The sequence below is a fragment of the Amantichitinum ursilacus genome (genome assembly GCF_001294205.1).
GTDB classification, from domain to species: Bacteria; Pseudomonadota; Gammaproteobacteria; order Burkholderiales; family Chitinibacteraceae; genus Amantichitinum; species Amantichitinum ursilacus.
The window spans coordinates 69,767-88,053 of the sequence record NZ_LAQT01000003.1 but is presented as its reverse complement, the minus strand read 5'-3'; the positions used below and the strand labels follow the sequence as shown (position 1 = coordinate 88,053).

Annotated in this window: 18 protein-coding genes; 6 read left to right on the top strand and 12 right to left on the bottom strand. The window is 63.8% G+C overall.

Annotated elements, in window-relative coordinates:
• Positions 1 to 47: 47 nt before the first annotated feature.
• Together WG78_RS05180 and WG78_RS05175 are read right to left on the bottom strand one after the other, a co-directional pair.
• Positions 48 to 2,033 carry a lytic transglycosylase domain-containing protein gene (locus WG78_RS05180; RefSeq protein ID WP_053936737.1) on the bottom strand — a complete coding sequence of 662 codons (1,986 nt, stop codon included), beginning with the start codon at positions 2,031 to 2,033 and terminating at the stop codon, positions 48 to 50.
• 534 nt (positions 2,034 to 2,567) lie between these two features.
• Positions 2,568 to 3,185, bottom strand: a complete 618-nt coding sequence (locus WG78_RS05175; RefSeq protein ID WP_053936736.1) for a hypothetical protein — start codon at positions 3,183 to 3,185, stop codon at positions 2,568 to 2,570.
• A gap of 258 nt (positions 3,186 to 3,443) precedes the next feature.
• On the opposite strand from WG78_RS05175, the gene glyQ reads away from it, so the two are divergent.
• Genes glyQ through WG78_RS05145 form a run of 6 tightly spaced genes read left to right on the top strand, consistent with a single transcriptional unit; the run spans position 3,444 to position 8,975 of the window.
• On the top strand, positions 3,444 to 4,337 hold the full coding sequence (gene glyQ, locus WG78_RS05170; RefSeq protein WP_053936735.1) for a glycine--tRNA ligase subunit alpha: 894 nt from the start codon (positions 3,444 to 3,446) through the stop codon (positions 4,335 to 4,337).
• A 5-nt stretch (positions 4,338 to 4,342) separates the two neighbouring features.
• The gene (locus WG78_RS05165) at positions 4,343 to 4,843 is read left to right on the top strand and encodes a hypothetical protein (RefSeq protein WP_053936734.1); all 501 of its coding nucleotides are present in this window, start codon (positions 4,343 to 4,345) and stop codon (positions 4,841 to 4,843) included.
• A 44-nt stretch (positions 4,844 to 4,887) separates the two neighbouring features.
• Positions 4,888 to 6,948: a glycine--tRNA ligase subunit beta gene (gene glyS, locus WG78_RS05160; protein WP_053936733.1), complete on the top strand. Its 2,061-nt coding sequence runs from the start codon at positions 4,888 to 4,890 to the stop codon at positions 6,946 to 6,948.
• A 29-nt stretch (positions 6,949 to 6,977) separates the two neighbouring features.
• Positions 6,978 to 7,544: a D-glycero-beta-D-manno-heptose 1,7-bisphosphate 7-phosphatase gene (gene gmhB / locus WG78_RS05155; RefSeq protein WP_053937016.1), complete on the top strand. Its 567-nt coding sequence runs from the start codon at positions 6,978 to 6,980 to the stop codon at positions 7,542 to 7,544.
• Between the two features lie 7 nt (positions 7,545 to 7,551).
• A complete protein-coding gene (locus tag WG78_RS05150) occupies positions 7,552 to 8,283 on the top strand; it encodes a lysophospholipid acyltransferase family protein (RefSeq protein WP_053936732.1) in 732 nt (243 codons plus the stop codon).
• On the top strand, positions 8,280 to 8,975 hold the full coding sequence (locus WG78_RS05145) for a M48 family metallopeptidase (protein ID WP_053936731.1): 696 nt from the start codon (positions 8,280 to 8,282) through the stop codon (positions 8,973 to 8,975). The genes WG78_RS05150 and WG78_RS05145 overlap by 4 nt, the downstream gene beginning before the upstream one ends.
• 21 nt (positions 8,976 to 8,996) lie before the next feature.
• Here the strand turns inward: WG78_RS05145 and WG78_RS05140 are convergent, their stop codons facing one another.
• Genes WG78_RS05140 through WG78_RS05095 form a run of 10 tightly spaced genes read right to left on the bottom strand, consistent with a single transcriptional unit; the run spans position 8,997 to position 18,057 of the window.
• A complete protein-coding gene (locus WG78_RS05140) occupies positions 8,997 to 9,647 on the bottom strand; it encodes a type II secretion system protein (RefSeq protein ID WP_053936730.1) in 651 nt (216 codons plus the stop codon).
• 60 nt (positions 9,648 to 9,707) lie between these two features.
• Positions 9,708 to 10,409: a type II secretion system protein gene (locus tag WG78_RS05135; RefSeq protein ID WP_053936729.1), complete on the bottom strand. Its 702-nt coding sequence runs from the start codon at positions 10,407 to 10,409 to the stop codon at positions 9,708 to 9,710.
• Positions 10,378 to 11,571 (bottom strand): hypothetical protein, encoded by a 1,194-nt coding sequence (locus WG78_RS05130; RefSeq protein ID WP_053936728.1) that lies wholly within the window; start codon positions 11,569 to 11,571, stop codon positions 10,378 to 10,380. The genes WG78_RS05135 and WG78_RS05130 overlap by 32 nt, the downstream gene beginning before the upstream one ends.
• The gene (locus tag WG78_RS05125; protein ID WP_053936727.1) at positions 11,568 to 11,816 is read right to left on the bottom strand and encodes a hypothetical protein; all 249 of its coding nucleotides are present in this window, start codon (positions 11,814 to 11,816) and stop codon (positions 11,568 to 11,570) included. Before WG78_RS05125 ends, WG78_RS05130 begins: the two co-directional genes overlap by 4 nt.
• Positions 11,813 to 12,301, bottom strand: coding sequence for a hypothetical protein (locus tag WG78_RS05120; RefSeq protein ID WP_053936726.1), 489 nt, complete (start codon positions 12,299 to 12,301; stop codon positions 11,813 to 11,815). The genes WG78_RS05125 and WG78_RS05120 overlap by 4 nt, the downstream gene beginning before the upstream one ends.
• Positions 12,298 to 13,473 (bottom strand): hypothetical protein, encoded by a 1,176-nt coding sequence (locus WG78_RS05115; RefSeq protein WP_053936725.1) that lies wholly within the window; start codon positions 13,471 to 13,473, stop codon positions 12,298 to 12,300. Before WG78_RS05115 ends, WG78_RS05120 begins: the two co-directional genes overlap by 4 nt.
• Complete coding sequence (locus WG78_RS05110; protein ID WP_053936724.1) at positions 13,470 to 14,657, bottom strand: type II secretion system F family protein; 1,188 nt, start codon at positions 14,655 to 14,657, stop codon at positions 13,470 to 13,472. The genes WG78_RS05115 and WG78_RS05110 overlap by 4 nt, the downstream gene beginning before the upstream one ends.
• A complete protein-coding gene (locus tag WG78_RS05105) occupies positions 14,641 to 16,254 on the bottom strand; it encodes a GspE/PulE family protein (RefSeq protein ID WP_053936723.1) in 1,614 nt (537 codons plus the stop codon). Before WG78_RS05105 ends, WG78_RS05110 begins: the two co-directional genes overlap by 17 nt.
• Positions 16,244 to 16,570 (bottom strand): hypothetical protein, encoded by a 327-nt coding sequence (locus tag WG78_RS22650; protein WP_053936722.1) that lies wholly within the window; start codon positions 16,568 to 16,570, stop codon positions 16,244 to 16,246. Before WG78_RS22650 ends, WG78_RS05105 begins: the two co-directional genes overlap by 11 nt.
• Positions 16,567 to 18,057, bottom strand: coding sequence for a secretin GspD/PilQ domain-containing protein (locus WG78_RS05095; RefSeq protein ID WP_053936721.1), 1,491 nt, complete (start codon positions 18,055 to 18,057; stop codon positions 16,567 to 16,569). The genes WG78_RS22650 and WG78_RS05095 overlap by 4 nt, the downstream gene beginning before the upstream one ends.
• Positions 18,058 to 18,287: the final 230 nt, after the last annotated feature.

Here is an 18,287-nt window from a genome sequence, read left to right as displayed (position 1 = left end):
TGCGCTTCTGACCTCATTGCCAGCCGCGCTGGCGGCACGGCTGATCATCACTGGTTAGCGGCGGGCTCCGCGGCGCTGGCCGGTTGGTCCGCCCCGTTATCGGTGGCGGCATCGGCGGCAGGCACATCGGCGCTGACCGGCGGGGCGGCGTTTTTCGACGGCACCGGCTGTAACCGCTGATGAAACGGCGTCTGCTCGCCAAAGGTGGCGCCGTAATACTGCGCGTTGGTCATCACCTTTTTCACGTAATCGCGCGTTTCATCAAACGGAATGGTTTCAATATAGATAACCGGATCAAGCGCGCGATCTTCTTGCCAGGCCTTGGCCCGACCTGGCCCGGCGTTATAGCCCGCAGTCGCCAGAATGGCCTGGCCGCTCAGACGGTCGGTGATGTAGCGCAAGTAAAACGCGCCCATCGCCACATTGGTATCGGCGTCCGTCAGCGTGGAGACATCCAGTTTTTTCTGGCCATTCTTGCGTGCTACCCACTGGGCGGTGGACGGCATCAATTGCATCAGCCCGGTAGCGCCCACCGGCGAGCGGATATCGGCCACAAAGCGGCTTTCCTGGCGGATCAGACCATAGACCCACGCCGGGTCCAGCCCTTGCTGGCGTGCTTCGCGTTCCACCGCGCTGCGATACGGCGTCGGGTATTTAAGGCCTAGCGGCGACCAGGCCTTGGCGCGTTCCGCCGCATAGATGGAGCGATCGTATAAACGCTTGCGATCCGCCAGCGTGGCCGCAGCCACCAGTTGCTGCGGCGTGAGCGGACGCATCGCGGCATTCCATTCGCGGATGCCTTCCAGCCGCCAGTTCTGCTCAAACAAGGCCAACGCGCGCTGAACGCCCGCGCGGTCGTTGACGGTACGCACGTCGTCTTCAGTGGGGCGATACGGCGCGGGGTCGGCTTCCAGCGTGGGGCCGGTTTCCTCGCGCGCCAGCAAGGCATAAAAATCATCGCCCGCGCTCAGTTTTGCCAACAAGGGCGCGGCTTCGGTCGGACGGTTAAGCCGCTTGAGCGCCTCGGCCTTCCAGTACACCCACGCGCTGTCATCGGCTTGTTCGGGCGGCATGGCGTTGATGCGATCCAGCACGGTGCGCACATCATCTGCGCGCAAGGCGGCACGCACAGACCACGAGCGGCCATTGGCATCCAGCCCGTCCTGGCCACCCCTGGCATACCAGGCGCTGGCTTGCGGATGTTGCTTGCGCGCGGCAATGCCGGCGATTTGCTGCCAGCCATAACGCGCGTCGGCGGCGGGCAGACCATTCAGTTCGCTCAACAAAGCAGCGGCGCGATCGGGATCGCTGCGCGCGGTACGGTTAACGATAAACAAGGCCACTTCGCGCCCGGCGCGGCTGGACATGCTTAGTTTGGGTAGTACCTTGGCCGGCTGATTGGCCGCCAGTCCCAGATTGCGCCCGGTCAGCTCCGCCGGAAACCCCACGCGCGGCGCCAGTTGCGTGGCAAAGGCAGGCCGATTGGCCGCCAGCGCCAGCCGGATCCGCGCCCAGGCATCATCCTGATTAAGCACCCCGGCGTTGAACATCGCCTCAAACACGGGTGCGCAACTGTCGGCCTGGCCCTTGTCGGTAAACCAGGCGCTGCGCAACGCGCGCAGATTGGCATTGCCGCTGGTGGCCATTTGCGCTTGCGCAGCCAGGCATTGCAGCTCCACCGACGGCCCATCCACCTTGGCGTATTCCGGCAGATAACGCGCCCAGTCCTGACGCTTGCCCAGCTCGCGCAACCATTCCTGGCGCAAACGATCCGCCAATGGCGAGCCATCAAAGCGCTCAAAAAACGCATTGACGTCATCAGGCGAGATTTGCGTGATCTGCGTGCTGATCAGGTAATAGCGCGGATACATCTCCAGCGGCTCACCCCGCGCGTCATCGGCCATGCGCTGAATGGCGACCACATCACGACTGCGCGCGGCATCACGCAATGCAGTCAGATCGATGCGCGCATGAGCAGTGGCGGCGGAAAGAGCAAGCAGGGCGAACAGGGACAGTTGTTTCAGTTGTTTCATCGGGAAAGGCTTGGTTTTGAAGGCGGGGCGGCAAGATCTGGAACGCTGCGGCAAGCATAGGGTAAGCGATTGCCGGCCACAACCAGCAGCACGTAACTCTTTTTCAGAACATTCAACGCCTGAAAAAGTTGCTACCCCACCGCATCCACGCCTGCCCGCCGTTACGCAGCAACCTGGCAACGCCACCGGCAAACCAGCACGCTCTGCTGAGCGTGACGGCAAGAGACAGCGCAGCGATCGCGACTGAGCGCCGCATCCGCAGAACGGCAGCTACAAACCCGATATGCCGACGGTGAGTTGCGGCGATGAAAGCAACCCCTTCTGCGCAGCCTTATCGCGCGGCAGGTCGCCTTTCTACGGGTTAGTTTCTGTGGCGAAGTGTTCAGACCGCACCCCTGTCCGGTCCATACAGCGAGGCGCAGACAGTGACGCACCATCGGGCTCGCCAAGGCCAGGAACCCGCCGCAAGCCCAAGCGGTTAAAGCGTTCAGGTCTGGCCCAGGCCGGACAAACACCCGCCCCCGCGCTAATCCTTCACCCCATAATCAACTGCAAATATGGTCGCACCCGCACCTCACCGCCCACCCTGCCCTCGGTATAGGCCCCCACAAAAGGCACCCCTTCCGCGGACAACCGATCAATCGCCACGCGCCCGGTCTGAATCCCGGCCAGCACATGCAACAGGCGGCGCATTTGCGCGGCCACCCACAGTACCGCCGCCACGGCGGCAATCAGATATAAGCCATGCCAGTTAACACCCAGCTCGCCAAAATCCGTTTGCGCCACACCCCACAACGCCAGCAGCAGCACCGCAGTGGTCAAACCCAACTTGACCCTGGCAAAGCGCCGCAGTTGTTCCAGCAACTGCGCTTCGCTGCGGTAATACACGTTCCACATCGCACTCTGGGTGTCGGCCACCGGCACGCCGATGTAAACGGTGAGATTAATCCGCTGCCGCACGACATGCGCTTCCCAGGCTTTTTCCTGTTTTTGCGTGGCGGTGGATAACCACGCCGGAAAAATCACAAAGTGCACCAACGTCAACACCGCGGGCGCCACGATGCCGCACGCGGCAAGCACCAGCGCCAACACGGTCAGCAGAAAGCGCAGCAAAGCCTGCATGGGCGAACCGTGATTCAAAAACCAGAACATGCGCAACTCCCGCGTTTTATGACGACAAGCCGGGAATTCTGACACGGTTTGGCTCGTGCTTTCAGCGCGGGGGGCGCGCGCGTGGGTAAAGCGCCACAAGCCGATGGCTCCACGCCTGGCAAAAACCGCCTCGCAAACGGCCGCCATCCCGCTTTGTCCGCATGGCCCACGCCAGTCGGCCTGCCCGCTCGCCCAAATCCCTCATTTACCAGTAGAATCCTGCGGTTTAATACCAAGCCCGCTGCCGGGAAATACGCAATGCTGACCTTCCAGGAAATACTGCTCAAGCTGCAAAACTATTGGGGCCAACAGGGCTGCGCGCTGCTGCAACCCTACGATATGGAAATGGGCGCGGGTACTTCGCATACCGCCACCTTTCTGCGCTCGATCGGCCCGGAACCATGGAACGCCGCATATGTGCAGCCGTCGCGCCGCCCCAAAGACGGCCGTTATGGCGAAAACCCCAACCGGCTGCAGCACTACTATCAATTCCAGGTGGTGCTTAAACCCAACCCCGACAACATCCTCGAACTGTACCTGGGCTCGCTGAAAGAACTCGGCATTGATCCCACCGTGCACGACATCCGCTTTGTGGAAGACGACTGGGAAAACCCGACGCTGGGCGCGTGGGGTATGGGTTGGGAAGTGTGGCTTAACGGCATGGAAGTCACGCAGTTCACTTATTTCCAGCAAGTCGGCGGCCTCGATTGCAAGCCGGTGCTGGGCGAAATCACCTACGGCACTGAGCGTCTGGCGATGTATCTGCAAGGCGTGGAAAACGTCTACGACCTGGTCTGGACGCAATTCCCCAACGGCCAGAAAGTCACCTACGGCGATATCTACCATCAAAACGAAGTCGAGCAGTCCACCTACAACTTCGAGCATTCCAACGTCGAGTTGCTGCTGAGCCTGTTCAACAGCTTTGAAGGCGAAGCGCGCAAGCTGATCGAAGCGGGCTTGCCGTTGCCAGGCTACGAAATGATTCTGAAGTCGGCCCACACCTTCAACCTGCTGGATGCGCGTGGCGCCATCTCGGTGACCGAACGCGCCGCATACATCGGCCGCATCCGCACGCTGGCGCGCATGGTGGCGCAGGCTTATTACGATTCGCGCGAGGCACTCGGCTTTCCGATGTGCCGGACCCAGGACTAAGCCCGATGAGCCGGCTGCGCCTGACGCTGATATTGACCGCCGCGCTGTGTCTGGGCGCGTGCGGCAAATACGACGACGGCACGCGCGGGCCCGATCCGGTGCCCAAAGACGCGCAATGGCGCAGCTATGGCGACATGCCGGATTTTGAAGTACTGGCCGATATCGATTCGATTACGCACAACGTGCGCGATGCGGATGACGAATACACCTATGTCTGGATGCTGCAGCACTTCAAGCAAGACCAGATTGATGGCGTCTCCAAAGGCAAGTACCGCAAAAAATACATGCGCCAGGCCATCCACTGCCCCAGCGGGCGTATGGCCGGCACGGCGGTGGAAATGCGCGACGAAGAAGACGTGCAGGTCGCCCGTTATGACGTCCCCGGCTATCAATGGGAATTTGAAACGCCCAGCCCCGACACCTATGGCGCCGATTTTGTGCGCCAGGTCTGCAAGATCATGGCCGACAAAGAGGCCAAACAAGCACAAGAGTCTGGCAAAAGCTGAAGGCGCACGCTGCGCCCAGATGAACCCATCACGAGTAAAAAACGATGTCGCAAACCCTGTTGATTGAACTGTTTACCGAAGAACTGCCGCCGAAGGCGCTGCCTAAGCTGGGCGCCAGCTTTGCACAAACGTTGTTTGATGAACTGGCCAGGCTGGGCTTCGTCGACAAGAGCGTCGAATACTTTACCTTTGCCAGCCCGCGCCGCCTGGCCGTGTCGATTCCGGACGTGGTGCGCGTGCAGCCCGATCAGCAGATCGAAAAGAAAGGCCCGGCTGTCGCTGCCGGTTTCAAGGATGGCCAACCAACGCCCGCACTGGCCGGTTTTGCCCGCTCTTGCGGCGTAACGCCCGAGCAACTGGAAAAAACCCACGACGGCAAGCAAGACATTTTTGTGTTTCGCAGCACCAAAGCCGGGGAAGAACTGGCCGCCGTGCTGGCCGGATTGATTGAACTAGCGCTTAAAAAGCTGCCCGCGCCGCGCATGATGCGATGGGGCGACCGCGACGGCGCGTTCATTCGCCCGATCCACGGCCTGCTGGCCATGCATGGCGCGGACGTGATCCCGGCGCATGCACTGCATCTCAAATCCGGCCGCGTTACACAAGGCCACCGCTTTCTGAGCAAAGGCCCGATCGAACTGGCCCACGCCGATGAATACGCGCGCGCCCTGTACGAAGCCGGTTGCGTGGTCGCCAATTTCACCGCGCGCCGCAATCTGATCGAAGACCGCCTGACCACGGCGGCACAAGCCGTCAACGCCACCATTGCGCCTTCGGGTGGCCTGCTGGATGAAGTCACCGCACTGGTGGAATGGCCCGTGGTGTACACCGGCGAATTCAGCCCCGACTTTCTGAAAGTGCCGCAGGAATGTCTGATCCTGTCGATGCAACAGCATCAAAAGTACTTTCCGCTGCTGGATAGCAACGGCAAGCTGCTGCCCAGATTCCTGGTGGTTTCCAACCTGGAAACCAGCGACCCGTCGCACATCATCCACGGCAACGAACGCGTATTGCGGGCGCGCTTGTCCGATGCCCAGTTCTTCTTTGAGCAAGACCAGAAAAGCAAGCTGGAAACACGCGTCGGCAAGCTGACCAATGTGGTTTATCACAACAAGATCGGCAGCCTGTTCGAACGCATCGAGCGTCTGGTCAAACTGGCCGGTGAAATTGCCGCTTCGCTGGGCGCGGATCGTGCGCTGGCCGAGCGCGCCGCGTACCTGGCCAAGGCCGATCTGGTCAGCGATATGGTCGGCGAATTCCCTGAGCTGCAAGGCATTATGGGCATGTACTACGCCCGCCACGACGGCGAAAACGAAGTGGTGGCGCAGGCCATCGAAGGCCATTACCACCCGCGTTTTGCCGGCGACACGCTGCCGCAAGGCCCGGTGGCGCAGGCGGTTTCGCTGGCTGACAAGCTGGAAGCCATTGTCGGCATCTACGGCATCGGCCTGACCCCAACCGGCGACAAAGATCCGTTCGCACTGCGCCGCGCCGCGCTGGGCGTGCTGCGCATGTTGCTGCAACTACCGCTGGACCTGAACGCCCTGCTGAGCGCCACCGCCGCCACCTTCCCGCAAGGCGTGGTGTCGGACAACGTGGCCGCAGGCGTGGCGGACTTTATGCAAGAGCGGCTAAAGAACTATCTGCAGGCCGAATACCCGGCGGCCGATATCGAAGCGGTGCTGGCGTTACGTCTGCAGCGCTTTGATGATGTGTCCAAGCGGCTGGACGCCGTCGCCACCTTCCGCGCCTTGCCGGAAGCTGCCGCACTGGCCGCCGCCAACAAGCGGATTCGCAACATCCTGAAAAAAGTCGAAGGCGAAATCCCCGTGCTGAACCCGGCGCTGTTGGTGGAAGACGCGGAAAAAGCACTGCACGCCGCGTTTGTCAGTGTGGCCCCGTCGGTGCAAACCGCGTTGGCCGCCCAGGACTTTACCGGCGCGCTGAAGCAACTGGCCGCGCTCAAAGCGCCGGTCGATGCGTTCTTTGATGGTGTGATGGTGATGGCTGACGATCTGGCCGTGCGTGGCAACCGCCTGGCGCTGTTGTCGGGCCTGGCGGGGATCATGAATCAGGTCGCCGAATTGTCGTTGCTGGCGGAATAAACGCAGTGCCGGACTGGATGGCTACGCACATGAAGCTGCTGATTCTGGATCGTGACGGTGTCATCAACGAAGACAGTCCGGACTACATCAAGTCGCCGGACGAGTGGATCCCTATCGCGGGCAGTCTGGAAGCGATGGGCGAGTTGTCGCGCGCAGGCTGGTCGCTGGTGGTCGCCACCAACCAGTCGGGCGTGGCGCGCGGTTATTACGATGTGCAGATGCTCAACCGTATCCACACCCGCATGTACAAGGCGGCCAACGAAGCGGGCGGCCATATCGATGCGGTGTTTTTCTGTCCGCACGGTCCGGAAGACGGCTGCGACTGTCGCAAGCCGTTGCCCGGCATGATTATCGATATCGCCCGCCGTTATCACATGCAGCCCACCGATTGCATCATGGTGGGCGACAGCCTGCGCGATCTGCAGGCCATTGCCGCCGCGGGAGGCCATCCGCTGCTGGTGCGCACCGGCAATGGCGAAAGCACCGAAGCCGCAGGCAATCTGCCCGCCGGCACCCTTGTTTTTGATAACCTGGCCGCCGTGGCGCGCCATCTGCTGACGCATGAGCCCATGCGATCCGCCCCTACCGCTGAGTAAAGATTCCATGGTTCTGTTTCGATCTTTGATTTACTGGCTCGGCTTTGTGCTGATCACGCCGGTGTACGCCATTCTGTCGCTGATGGCGCTGCCGTTTCCGCGCGTGCCGCGTTATCGCTTTGTGACCGGCTGGTGCAAGATCATGGTGTTTCTGCTGCGCGTGGTGTGCGGCCTTCACTACAAAGTCATCGGCCGCGAAAACATCCTGAAGCAGCCGGCCATGCTGATGAGCAAACACCAGTCCGCCTGGGAAACCATGGCGCTGACGCAGTTTTTTCCGCCGCTGGTGTATGTGTTAAAGCGTGAACTGTTCAAAATTCCGTTCTTTGGCTGGGGCCTGCGTGTGGTTTCGCCGATTGCGATTGACCGCAGCAACCGCGCCGAAGCGCAACGTTTGCTGATGGAACAAGGCCACGAGCGCCTGCGCGACGGCTTCTGGATTGGCATCTTTCCGGAAGGCACGCGGGTAGCGCCGGGCAAGCGCGCGCAATACAAGCAAGGCGGCGCGCGTCTGGCCATCAGCTTGGGCGTGCCGATTGTGCCGGTGGCGCTGAACTCGGGCGAATACTGGCCCAAGAATTCGCTTAAAAAATATCCGGGCACGATCACCGTTTCGATCGGGCCGGCCATCCAGACCGCAGGCCGCAGCGCTGACGAGATCACGCGCGAAGTCGAAAACTGGATCGAAACCGAGCTGGCCCGCATAGGCGGTACCGGCCCCTGCTATCCGCGCGCATGACCCTGCACCGCTACGCCGCCGGTGAAGCCAGCTTTGACTGGCGGCTGGCGCGCAGTGCGCGCCGCCGCTCCATCGGCCTGAAGATTGATCGCGAAGGCCTTACCGTGGTGATCCCCGCGCGCGGCACTCAGGCCGACGCCGAAACGGCCATCCGCAACAAGCTGGGCTGGATACTCAAGCATCTGGCCCAGCGCGAAACGCTGACGCAAACCGCCCCACTGCAGCTGGAAAACGGCACCGAAGTACTGTGGCTGGGCGTGCCGCATGCCATAGCCAGCCATGCACCGCGCAGCCGCGTGGAAGAACCGTGGTTGCATTTGCGCGGTGAAAACCCCGAGCAATTGCTGGCCTCATTTATCCGCTTTAGCCAGGCCACGGCGCGTGGCTACTTTGCCTTGCGCACGCAAGAATTTGCGCCGCGCCTGGGCGTTAATCCGCGCCGCATCCTGCTGACCTCGGCGCGCTCGCGCTGGGGTTCGTGCACCAGTCGGGGCGACATCCGCCTTAACTGGCGCTTGATGCAAGCCCCCGCCAGCGTGATCGACTACGTGATCGTGCACGAGCTGTGTCATTTGCTGGAGATGAACCACTCCGCCCGCTTCTGGGCGCATGTGGCCAGCATCTTTCCGCATTGGCAGCGCGAACGTGACTGGCTCAAATCCCACGGCCACCGCCTGGTCGGCCCGGACTAACGTCATACATGCCTGCGGTGGTTACGGCAGCAGTTTGATCGCCAGCGACACCACGCCCGACTTTTGCCAGCAATCTGCCGCCGCGTTGTAGCCATGCGCGCCGTCGCCCGTCGTTGCGCTGCTGCGGATATTGCCGCTCTGGGGCAAGCCGTCATCAAACTGCTGATCGAGCGCGCACACATACCGCACGTCCACAGCAGCCGCACCCGCTTGCTGCGCCACCAACCAGCTACTGTCAACGTCGGTACCGCCGCTGACGACGTCGCCTGCGGCCACGTCCCACAGCGCACCGGTGGGCATTTTGCGGTCGGCCACCGCAAGCGACGTACCTTGCGCCAACAGGATGGACCAGAAACTGGCAGCCTCGGCGGCGCTGTCGATCAGACCGTTGCGCACATTGCCCGCCGCGCCGTCGCACTGCGTCACCGAGGTGGCATCGGCCGGGCAACCATCGCCGGGCCATACGCCGTAGCGTTCGAAATAAGCCTGCATGGCGTTCTGGATTTTGTTGGCGCTGGTGTACAACGCCTTGACGCGCGCGCCATCGATCAACGCGCGGCCTTTGAACGCCATCCCCAGCAACAGGCCGACGATAACCAGTACCGTAGCCATTTCGACCAGGGTAAAACCGTGCGCTTTGCCGCGGCGCGGTGAAAAAAAACGAGTATGCATAACGGGTTCTCCAAGGGTTAGGCAAACACCGATGCGGTAACTGGTGGAATGGGCGGCTTGTCATGGCAAGCGCCCTGCGCGCAAGGCCATTTCGACCAGGCGCTCGTTATTGATCCAGAACAGCAAGTCATCAAACGCCTCGCCGGGCGCGCCCGCCACGATGAATTCCGTGCCGATCTGGCTATTGCGCCCTTCGCCACCCATGCCACGCTGCGTCAAGGCCCCCGGGCCATGGGCGCCGTGCGCGATCAGCAGCAATGGAATCCGCTGCGCGATGACATTGCGATCTTCAACGTTGTCGAGCAGCGTGATGTCGCCGCTCGAACACAACATAAAGCTCATGCCGGCAGGTGGTTTGGCATCACGCGCGCAACTGTCGCCGGGCGAGAGCGGCGCCAGATCGGCAAAGCTGGCGCTGACGCGATAGGTGTACGGGCGCAGCCACGCATCGCGCCGCCCGATGGACAAGGTGCGCCAAGGCAATTCGCCTTGCTGCATGCGGCAGCGCCCGGCGGCGTCGCGCGCTTCCATACCCTGCTGCGCGGGTGCTGCATTCAGGGCGGCCGGACAGGGCAGATGGCCGGTGCGCACCGCAAACGCCAGCAAGGTCTGGCCGATCTGCGCCTGCTGGCGCTGTTCGGTCTGGCGTAATTCGGCCTGACGCAGCGTTTTGACCGCACCCAGCGTGCCTTGCAGCATCAGCCCGACCACCACCAGCACGATGGCCAGCTCAACGAGCGAGTAACCATTGCGGCGCGCCATCGCTGCCCTCCTGGGTGGCCCAGCGATACAAAAGCGGGTTGCGCTGGGTATCAAAGCGGTAGCGGCCCGCAGCAACCGCGCTGGCCGCTGGCTTTTGCGTACTCAACACCGCCTGGGCGGGCCATTGCTGCGCGCCCACCGTGAGGGTCAACGCTGCGGCGCAATGGGCAGCCCCCGCACCCGCAGCCACCGCGTAGAACAACTGCTCGTGCCATAGATTGCGATACAGCCAGGCCGCGTCTTCCAGCTGCCACGCGGGCGCGCGGCCACTTAACTGCTCAACCAGAACCCGCGCTGAATCGGGCTGCCCCGCGCAGCCACCCTCGCTCGCCGAGGGCAACTGGCCGTAGGCGCGCTGCCAGGCACCTAGCAATTGCAGGTAGTGGCGCACGGCCCGGGCTTGCAGCGCGGGCATCAGATCGCTGCGCCGAATCACAGCGAGGCGATCGTTCAGCAGCACGCGACCACGCCCATCAAGCACATCGCCGCCGGCAAACGGGGTCTGCGCCAGATCGACATTGCTGTACTTACGGCCGCCTTGGGTAACCTGCTCCAGATAATTAGCGGGCTTGATCTGCGCCGTTGCGCCGTAACGGTTTTGCAACGCCAAAGCCGGGCCTGGCGCCAATAACACCGCGACGACCGGATCGCTGGCGTCGCTCAATGCCACACCCGCCGCCACGTCCACCGCCGTAAGCCAGACGCCGGGCGTGGCCGGATTAAGCGGCACATTACTGCTGTCGTGAAACGGCTCAGCCAGCGCCAGCCACAGCGTTTCGCCCGCGCCGTCCCGCCGTTCCTGCTGTTGCAGGCTGCGCCACGGCACCCGTCCCAGCCGCCCCGTGGCGGTATTGCAGGTGGCGGCTTTGTCATTACCGACGTAACCGGCATTGGCACTGCCCGGCACATGCAGATCCGGGCACGGCAACGCGCCGGGGCGCGCCAGATTGCTGACGCCATTGCCGCTTACACCGCGGCGCTGCACGGCCCAATCGATCAAGACCTGGCGCGCATGGCTCAGCGCCAGCTGGGTGGTTGCGTCGCGCGCGGTGGCCGGCGATTGCTGCGGCACGGTGGCCAGCCGCCATGCCGCCACCAGGCTAAGCAGCAGCAATACGGCCAACGCCACTGCGCCGCGCTGAAGCAATGGCTTGGGCGTCATGGTTGCACCCTCCAGCGTTCGCCCACGCGAACTTGCGCTGGGGCGCTGGCGGCCGCCTGGCCGTCAACCCAGCAGCGTTTGCGCCGCTCCATCCAGGCGCAAGCGCTAAGGCGGAACGAGGTGGCCGAAGCGGTGCTAGCGCGGGGCTGTTGGCGTTGTGCCGCGTCCGTAAACAGGCGGCCCCAAGGCGCGGCATGACTGGCGATGGTGGTGGCGAGGGCGCAAAGCAGTACAAAGCGTGTCATCGGCGAGCTCCCACTGGCGCAATCGCGCTCCAGCGCAGCACGCACTCGGCCTGCAATCGCGCGGCGTGCGGTTCGATCTGGCATCTGGTCCAGCTCAGCACACCGGGCAACCGCTGCAACCACTGTTGCACTGGTTCAAGCACGGTTTCGTCGGCCAGTTGCAGCGTGATCGCGGCTTCGATCTGGCTCAGCAACAAGCCATCGGCAGGTTGTGCGGGCAATGGCTTGATGACGACATGCTCAATCTGCCAGTGAGCAAAGGTCTGCGGCTTTAGCGCCGCCTGCCACTGCGCTAGCGCCAGTGGCTGCAAGCCGTGCTGTTGCGCCAGTCCAAGCAGCCAGTGATTTTCGCGTGGGGATAGCGCGGGCACACCGGGCGCGCGGATCTCCTGGGCACGCGGTTGCGCTGCGACCATCCACACCAGTGTCAACGCCGCGACCAGCACCAGCAGATGGCTCGCCGGATCAAGATAGCGACCCGTCATCGCACCGCCTCCCGCGCCAGCAATTGCCAGCGCTGCGCTGTCGATCCGGGCTGCCAACGCAGCGCGGTCGGGGTAAACCAGGCGGGATCGGGCTGAATGATCGGGTCGTTCGAGTCGGCAAAATCGAGCGTCAATGCGGCCTGGTCAAGACTGCCTGCCTGCCAGCGCAACGCCTGTACCGCCGGCCCCGGATGTTGTTGCAACACCAGGGACAGCAGGCGAAGTTGCTCGGGCATTGAAAGCGCCTGGGGTGGAAGCTGCCGCAATATCAGCCGCGCCACATCCGCAGCGACTGGCGTCGTGGCAGGTACAGGCGCCCGCAGCGCCGCGCTTAAGGCTACCCCCGCATAAGCCAGCGCCAGCGCGGCCGATAAGGGGGTGCCCTGCCTGACCACGCGTAGCCCCACCGTGCGCCAGCGATGTCGCACCACATAAGAAGGCCGCTGATATTCGCTATTGCCGTCGCCAGCGGCCGGGCCAGCGGGCTGTTGCCACGACCGCACGTGTAATTGCGGATAGCGCGCCAACAGGTCGGCACTGAGACTGACCACGCTGTCGCACGCCAGTGCATCGAGGCCATTCCACCATTGCTGTTCGATCAGATGCTGCAAGGTGGCTTCAACGTCGGCGCTGGCTTGCGGGCTATCGATCGTGCCCGGGCACAGCCGGGTAAAGCGCAGCACGCCGCCATCCACCCAGATATGCCGCACGCCATCCAGCAATCCGGCCGCGATATATAAATGCCGCCCGCGCGGCGCGGTCAGCAGCGCCAACGTGTGGCTATGGCACGCGGGCACCGAGTGCCTGGCCGCCAACAAGGCGGCGGCCAGCTGGTTTAACAAGGTGGGGCTTTGCAATTGCAACAACCACGCCGGGCTTTCCAGCGCCCGGCCCGCGTTAAGCCAGCGGCCCCAGCCCGATTCCAGCGCGCCAGGCGGCTGAATCTGGTTGGCCAGCAAACGGCGCTGGTCGCGCAGGCGTTGCGCCACAATCACGCAGCGCGCCACCTGTTCGTCGGGCCGATCCAGCCAAAGGGTGACTGCGCCCGGCGGCAAAGCGTCGATCAGCGCCGGAAGGGTTTGCAAGGAAGCGACGGCGTCATGCAGCAAGCGCTGGCCTTGCCACGCTTGCCAACGATGTGCGCCAAGCAGTATGCGAATCGCGGTTCTCATCGCAATGCTCCCAGGCTGTCGAACACCGGACCCAACACCGCCAGCATCACCCACGCCAACATAGCGCCCAGCACAAGGGTGAGTAGCGGTTCGATCAGGGCCTGCATGCGTTCGGTGTGCTGGCGCACTGCGTGTTCGCAGCTGTTGGCCAACTGGTTTAGCGCCGCACCCAGTTGACCGCTGTTTTCACCAGTGCGCAGCAAACCGGGCAAAAGTGTGGGCGCGGGCTGGATGCGGCCCAGTGCGGTGGCCAGCGTTTGGCCTTGTTCGATCTGGCCGCGAGCGGCATGCAAGGCGATACGCAAATGGCGATTGCGGACGCCATCTTCCGCCAGCGCCAAGGCGTGCAGCACCGGCACACCGGCTTCATACAGCAGCGCCAGACTGCGTGCGTAATGCGACCACAAACCCTCACACAGCAAACGGCCCGCCACGGGCATGCGCAGCGACCAATGCGCCAGCGTTTGCCGGAACGCCACCGAAGTGCGCCACGCCAGCGCGAGCGCTAGCGCGCCCATGCAGGCGATCGACAACAGCGCCACGCCAAAGCGTTGCAGCCCCGCCGCCAGCGCCAGCAAGGCACGGGTGGCCAGTGGCAACGGCGCGCCAGTGCTGGCGACAAAATCGCGCACCTGCGGCAGCAGATAAACCAGCAAAAAGCTGATCGCCGCGAGCAACACCACGGCGGCAAACAGCGGGTAACCCAAGGCCTTGCGCGTCTGGCGTTGCATTTGCGCGCGCCAGGCAAAGTGCAGCTGCAACCGGGCCAGCACCGCCACCAACTGGCCGCTGGCCTCGCCCGCGGCGACGCCTTGCAGCAAGAGCGGATCAAAGCACGCGGCTGCGGCCTGCATGGCCGTGGTCAGGCTCGCGCCGTGTTGCAGCCGGGTATGCAGTTGCCGGATCTGCTCAGCCACGCGCGCGTCGGCGGTGCTGGCGCTCAACTCGGCCAGCGCCTCATGCATGGGCACGCCCGCAGCCAGCAATTGATGCAGCTGAAAGCACCACTGCGCATGCGCCTCAGTGCTCAGGCGGCGCGGCGATCTGACGGGCGCGGGCCGCGCTTGCAGCAATACCAGTTGTGCGGACAGCAGTTGTTGCTGCAACGCCCCCACCGAAGTGGCTTCTTGCTGGCCCGAGCAAGCCACGCCGGCTAGCGTCAGCGCTTTATAGCGATAGCGCATCGTCAGCCTCCGCACCCAGCACCCGTTCAACTTCGGCGGCGTCGGTAACGCCCGCTTCGATATAGATGCGTGCCTGCTCCAGCAAGCTCATATAGCCGCGCTGGCGCACAGCCTGCAGCGCCAGGTTGATGCGGTCAGGGTCAAGCAAAGCGTTGATCAGCGTGGGTTTAAGCGGTAGCAACGACATCACCGCCGCGCGGCCGCGATAGCCATAGCCCTGGCAAACCGGGCAGCGCTCGGCCGGGCGTTGCGGCGACGGGCAGACCGGGCAGCGTTTGCGCAGCAGCCGTTGTGCGATCACACCCACCAGACATTCGCTCAGCAAGGCGGGCGACACGCCCAGGTCCAGCAAACGTGGCAACGCGCCGATGGCCGAATGCGCATGCAAGGTGGCCAGTACGCGATGGCCCGTCAGCGCGGCGCGCACCGCCATGGCGGCACTGGCGGCATCGCGGATTTCGCCGATCAGCAAGATGTCGGGGTCTTGCCGCATCAAGGCACGTACGCCGTCGGCAAAGTCCAGCTTGAGCGCGTCGCCCAGCGAACACTGGCGGATGCCGGGCATGCGATATTCCACCGGGTCTTCCAGCGTCATGATGTTGACGCCGCTGGTATTGAGTTCAGCCAGCAAGGAATACAGCGTGCTGGTCTTGCCCGAGCCGGTGGGGCCAGTCAGCAATAACAGGCCGCCAGGTTGGCGCAACATGCGGCGCAGCACCGCCAGTGACTGCGCGGGCAGGCCCAACTGCTGCAACGGCATTACGCCCCGCGCCCGATCCAGCACACGCAACACCAGGTTTTCACCGGCCAGCACCGGCAGGCTGGACGCGCGGATATCCAGAATGCGATGGCCGCAGGTGCGGCTGAAACGCCCATCCTGCGCCGCCCGTGTTTCGGCGATATCCATGCCCGCCAGCAACTTGAGTTGCACCAGCAAGCCGGGCCAGACTTCGCGCTGCAGCAGCCGTCGATTGCGTAATACGCCATCAATGCGATAGCGCAGGCGCAGGTGGCCGCGTTCGGGTTCGAGATGGATGTCGGACGCACCGGTGGCGGCGGCATCGTCCAGCAATAGATCCACCCATTGCGTCAGCGCCGCGCCATCTGCGCCGGCATGCAGGCGGTTGATCCACTCGTCCAGATCGGCGGGACGGTGATAGTGCTGCTCAATGCCCGCCAGCAACGCCGATTCGGCCACCACATAGGTGGTGATGGCGCAACCCGCAGGCAGTGTCCAGCGCAACTGGTCCAGCAAGGGCAAGGGGTTGGCGCTGCTGACGGCCAGTTCCAGCTGCCGGGTGGCGGCGTCATAGCCCAGCGGCAGAATGCGGTGCTCACGCGCCAACTGTTCGGGCACCAGCGACAACGCCAACGGGTCGATCGGCGTTTGCGGCAGATCGTGCACCGGCTGGCCGCAGCGCTCCAGCAAGACGGCGTCCAGATCGGCCTGCGATAGAAAGCCCAGGCTGCACAATTGCTGGCCCAGTAACACACCGCCGCGTTTTTGTTCACGCAGCGCAATCTGCAGCTGGTCGGCATCAATCAAACGGCGCGCCAGCAGATCTTCTCCAAGGCGGGGACGGACTTTAGGGTTCATGGCGGGTTGCTCCTTGAGCGAGGCCGTCGTCGATGCGCCAATGTCGCGGTGCGATTTCGCGCGCACGCGGCACCTCGGCATAGGGCTGGACCGGTGACGGCGGTGGGGAAAAAACGGGCGGTGGCAAGGCGGCGGCTGGCCCGCTGGCGTCCAGGCGCAGGCGTTGTAGCCAGGCATCCCACGCGGCTGGCGTAACCGGTACGGGCGTTGGCGCAGGCATGCGGAGTTGGGCGGTGGGCCAGAAGCGCTGGGCCGCGAAGGCGCAGGCGAGCAACAGCGCGGCCAGGACAAAGCGCAAAAGCGTGGCAGTGCTCATGGCTGCACCCTGGGCGGCGGCAGGCGACCGGCCTGATATGCGGGATGGTGGTCGGCGGGTACGGCAGCAAAGAACGCGTCGTCCGGCGCGCTGACGTGGGCGGCATGGGCAAAGGCCGCATCGGGGGTCAGCGTAAGCGGGCGCAGAAACACCACCAGCTCCACGCGACGCACCTGGTCGTCGCGATAACTGAACAGATCGCCAATACCAGGCAGACGCGACAAGCCGGGCACGCCATGCCGCTGCAGATGGCGCGTTTCCTGGATCAAGCCGCCCAGCACTGCCAACTGGCCCGATTGCACGCGCAAGGTGGCGTCCATTTCGCGCACCTGCAGCACCGGCACCTGGCTGCTGACCGGCTTGCTGCCTTCGCGCGCCAGCAGGCTGACCGCGGGGTCGTCCACCCAGCTGCGGATATTGGTAATGGTGGGGCGCACGTTCAGCGCGATGACGCCATCGGCGGCAATCTGCGGCAGCACCTGCAGCACCAGCCCGATCGGCACCGTATGCAATTTGCTGGTGTACTGGCGGCGGCTGATTTCGCCGTCCTTGTTGCGGTCTTCGGCCAGTTCGAGCGTGAAATAAACCTGCTCGTCCACCACCTTCATCACGGCGGTCTGGTTATTGAGCGCCATGATCTTGGGGCTCGATAACACGCGGATCTGGCCAAACTGCTCCAGCCACCGCAGCGCAAAGTTGCTGCCTGCGGCGGCGCCACCACTGACCAGCGCGACCGGCGCATCCAGCAAGGCCGCGCCGGTCAGGCTTTGCGCCAGTTGCCAACCGCCCGCGCCGCCGCTTAACCAGCGCCAGTCCACGCCTGCTTGATAGCGGTCATTGAGCAGCACTTCGACGAGGGTGGCCTCAATCAAGACCTGGCGTTGCGCGCTGGCTTGCAATGCAGCCAGCCAGGTTTCCACTTTGCGATGGTCGGCCCGGTGGCCCATGACCGCGATCAGCCCGGTTTCAGCGTTGACGATCAACTGACGCTGCGCTTCGGGCTCAGCGGCGACGGCGGCAGGCGGCGCGATGGCTTGAGCGAAAGACGCTGCCGCCGCAATGGGTGCCGCAATGGGCACTGCGACCGTGGCCGCTGGCGCAGTGGCCGGCATGCCCAGCAAGCGGCGCAAATTGCTTTCCAGCCCGGCCCAGAAGGCGTGGTCGGCATTGCTGTCGAGCAAGGTGGTCGACGTATTGATGGGCCGTGCGCTGCCCGGATCACCCGTGGTAACCGAATTGGCTAGCGTGACCGTGGCGCGGACCTTGCGCGCCAGGTTGGGATAATCAACGGGATAGGTGGCCAGATACGGCGTGTCTGGCTCAACGCGCAGCGTGTCGCCCTGCATCTGCCAGCGGATGGGCGCTTGCCGGGCAATGCGGTCCAGCAATTGCGACAAGGTCTGGTCCAGCGCATTAAGCGTGACCACGCCACTGAGGCCGGGATGCAGATCCAGATTGATGCGGGCGTCGCGGGCCAATGTGAACAACAGCGCGGCCAGCGGTTGCTGATGCGCGACGACTGAAAAGCGACGCGGGAGGTACTCAGTGGCGGCCGAGGTGGATGCCCCGGCGGTAACCCGAGGCGCCGTCGGCGCGATTGGTTGCGGCGCAACAACAGTGTTCCGGCTGGATGGCGCACTGGCAGCCTGGTACTTGGGGAGAGGGGCGCGGGCGGCGACGGGTTGCGCGCTACAGGTGGCCAGCAGCGGCAAAATCA

Coding starts and splice junctions, on each gene's coding strand:
- gmhB (WP_053937016.1), top strand. CDS start 6,978: ATGAAGCTGCTGATTCTGGATCGTGACGGTGTCATCAACGAAGACAGT.
- glyQ (WP_053936735.1), top strand. CDS start 3,444: ATGCTGACCTTCCAGGAAATACTGCTCAAGCTGCAAAACTATTGGGGC.
- WG78_RS05145 (WP_053936731.1), top strand. CDS start 8,280: ATGACCCTGCACCGCTACGCCGCCGGTGAAGCCAGCTTTGACTGGCGG.
- WG78_RS05125 (WP_053936727.1), bottom strand. CDS start 11,816: ATGACACGCTTTGTACTGCTTTGCGCCCTCGCCACCACCATCGCCAGT.
- glyS (WP_053936733.1), top strand. CDS start 4,888: ATGTCGCAAACCCTGTTGATTGAACTGTTTACCGAAGAACTGCCGCCG.
- WG78_RS05115 (WP_053936725.1), bottom strand. CDS start 13,473: ATGAGAACCGCGATTCGCATACTGCTTGGCGCACATCGTTGGCAAGCG.
- WG78_RS05180 (WP_053936737.1), bottom strand. CDS start 2,033: ATGAAACAACTGAAACAACTGTCCCTGTTCGCCCTGCTTGCTCTTTCC.
- WG78_RS05150 (WP_053936732.1), top strand. CDS start 7,552: ATGGTTCTGTTTCGATCTTTGATTTACTGGCTCGGCTTTGTGCTGATC.
- WG78_RS05110 (WP_053936724.1), bottom strand. CDS start 14,657: ATGCGCTATCGCTATAAAGCGCTGACGCTAGCCGGCGTGGCTTGCTCG.
- WG78_RS05120 (WP_053936726.1), bottom strand. CDS start 12,301: ATGACGGGTCGCTATCTTGATCCGGCGAGCCATCTGCTGGTGCTGGTC.
- WG78_RS22650 (WP_053936722.1), bottom strand. CDS start 16,570: ATGAGCACTGCCACGCTTTTGCGCTTTGTCCTGGCCGCGCTGTTGCTC.
- WG78_RS05140 (WP_053936730.1), bottom strand. CDS start 9,647: ATGCATACTCGTTTTTTTTCACCGCGCCGCGGCAAAGCGCACGGTTTT.
- WG78_RS05135 (WP_053936729.1), bottom strand. CDS start 10,409: ATGGCGCGCCGCAATGGTTACTCGCTCGTTGAGCTGGCCATCGTGCTG.
- WG78_RS05175 (WP_053936736.1), bottom strand. CDS start 3,185: ATGTTCTGGTTTTTGAATCACGGTTCGCCCATGCAGGCTTTGCTGCGC.
- WG78_RS05130 (WP_053936728.1), bottom strand. CDS start 11,571: ATGACGCCCAAGCCATTGCTTCAGCGCGGCGCAGTGGCGTTGGCCGTA.
- WG78_RS05105 (WP_053936723.1), bottom strand. CDS start 16,254: ATGAACCCTAAAGTCCGTCCCCGCCTTGGAGAAGATCTGCTGGCGCGC.
- WG78_RS05165 (WP_053936734.1), top strand. CDS start 4,343: ATGAGCCGGCTGCGCCTGACGCTGATATTGACCGCCGCGCTGTGTCTG.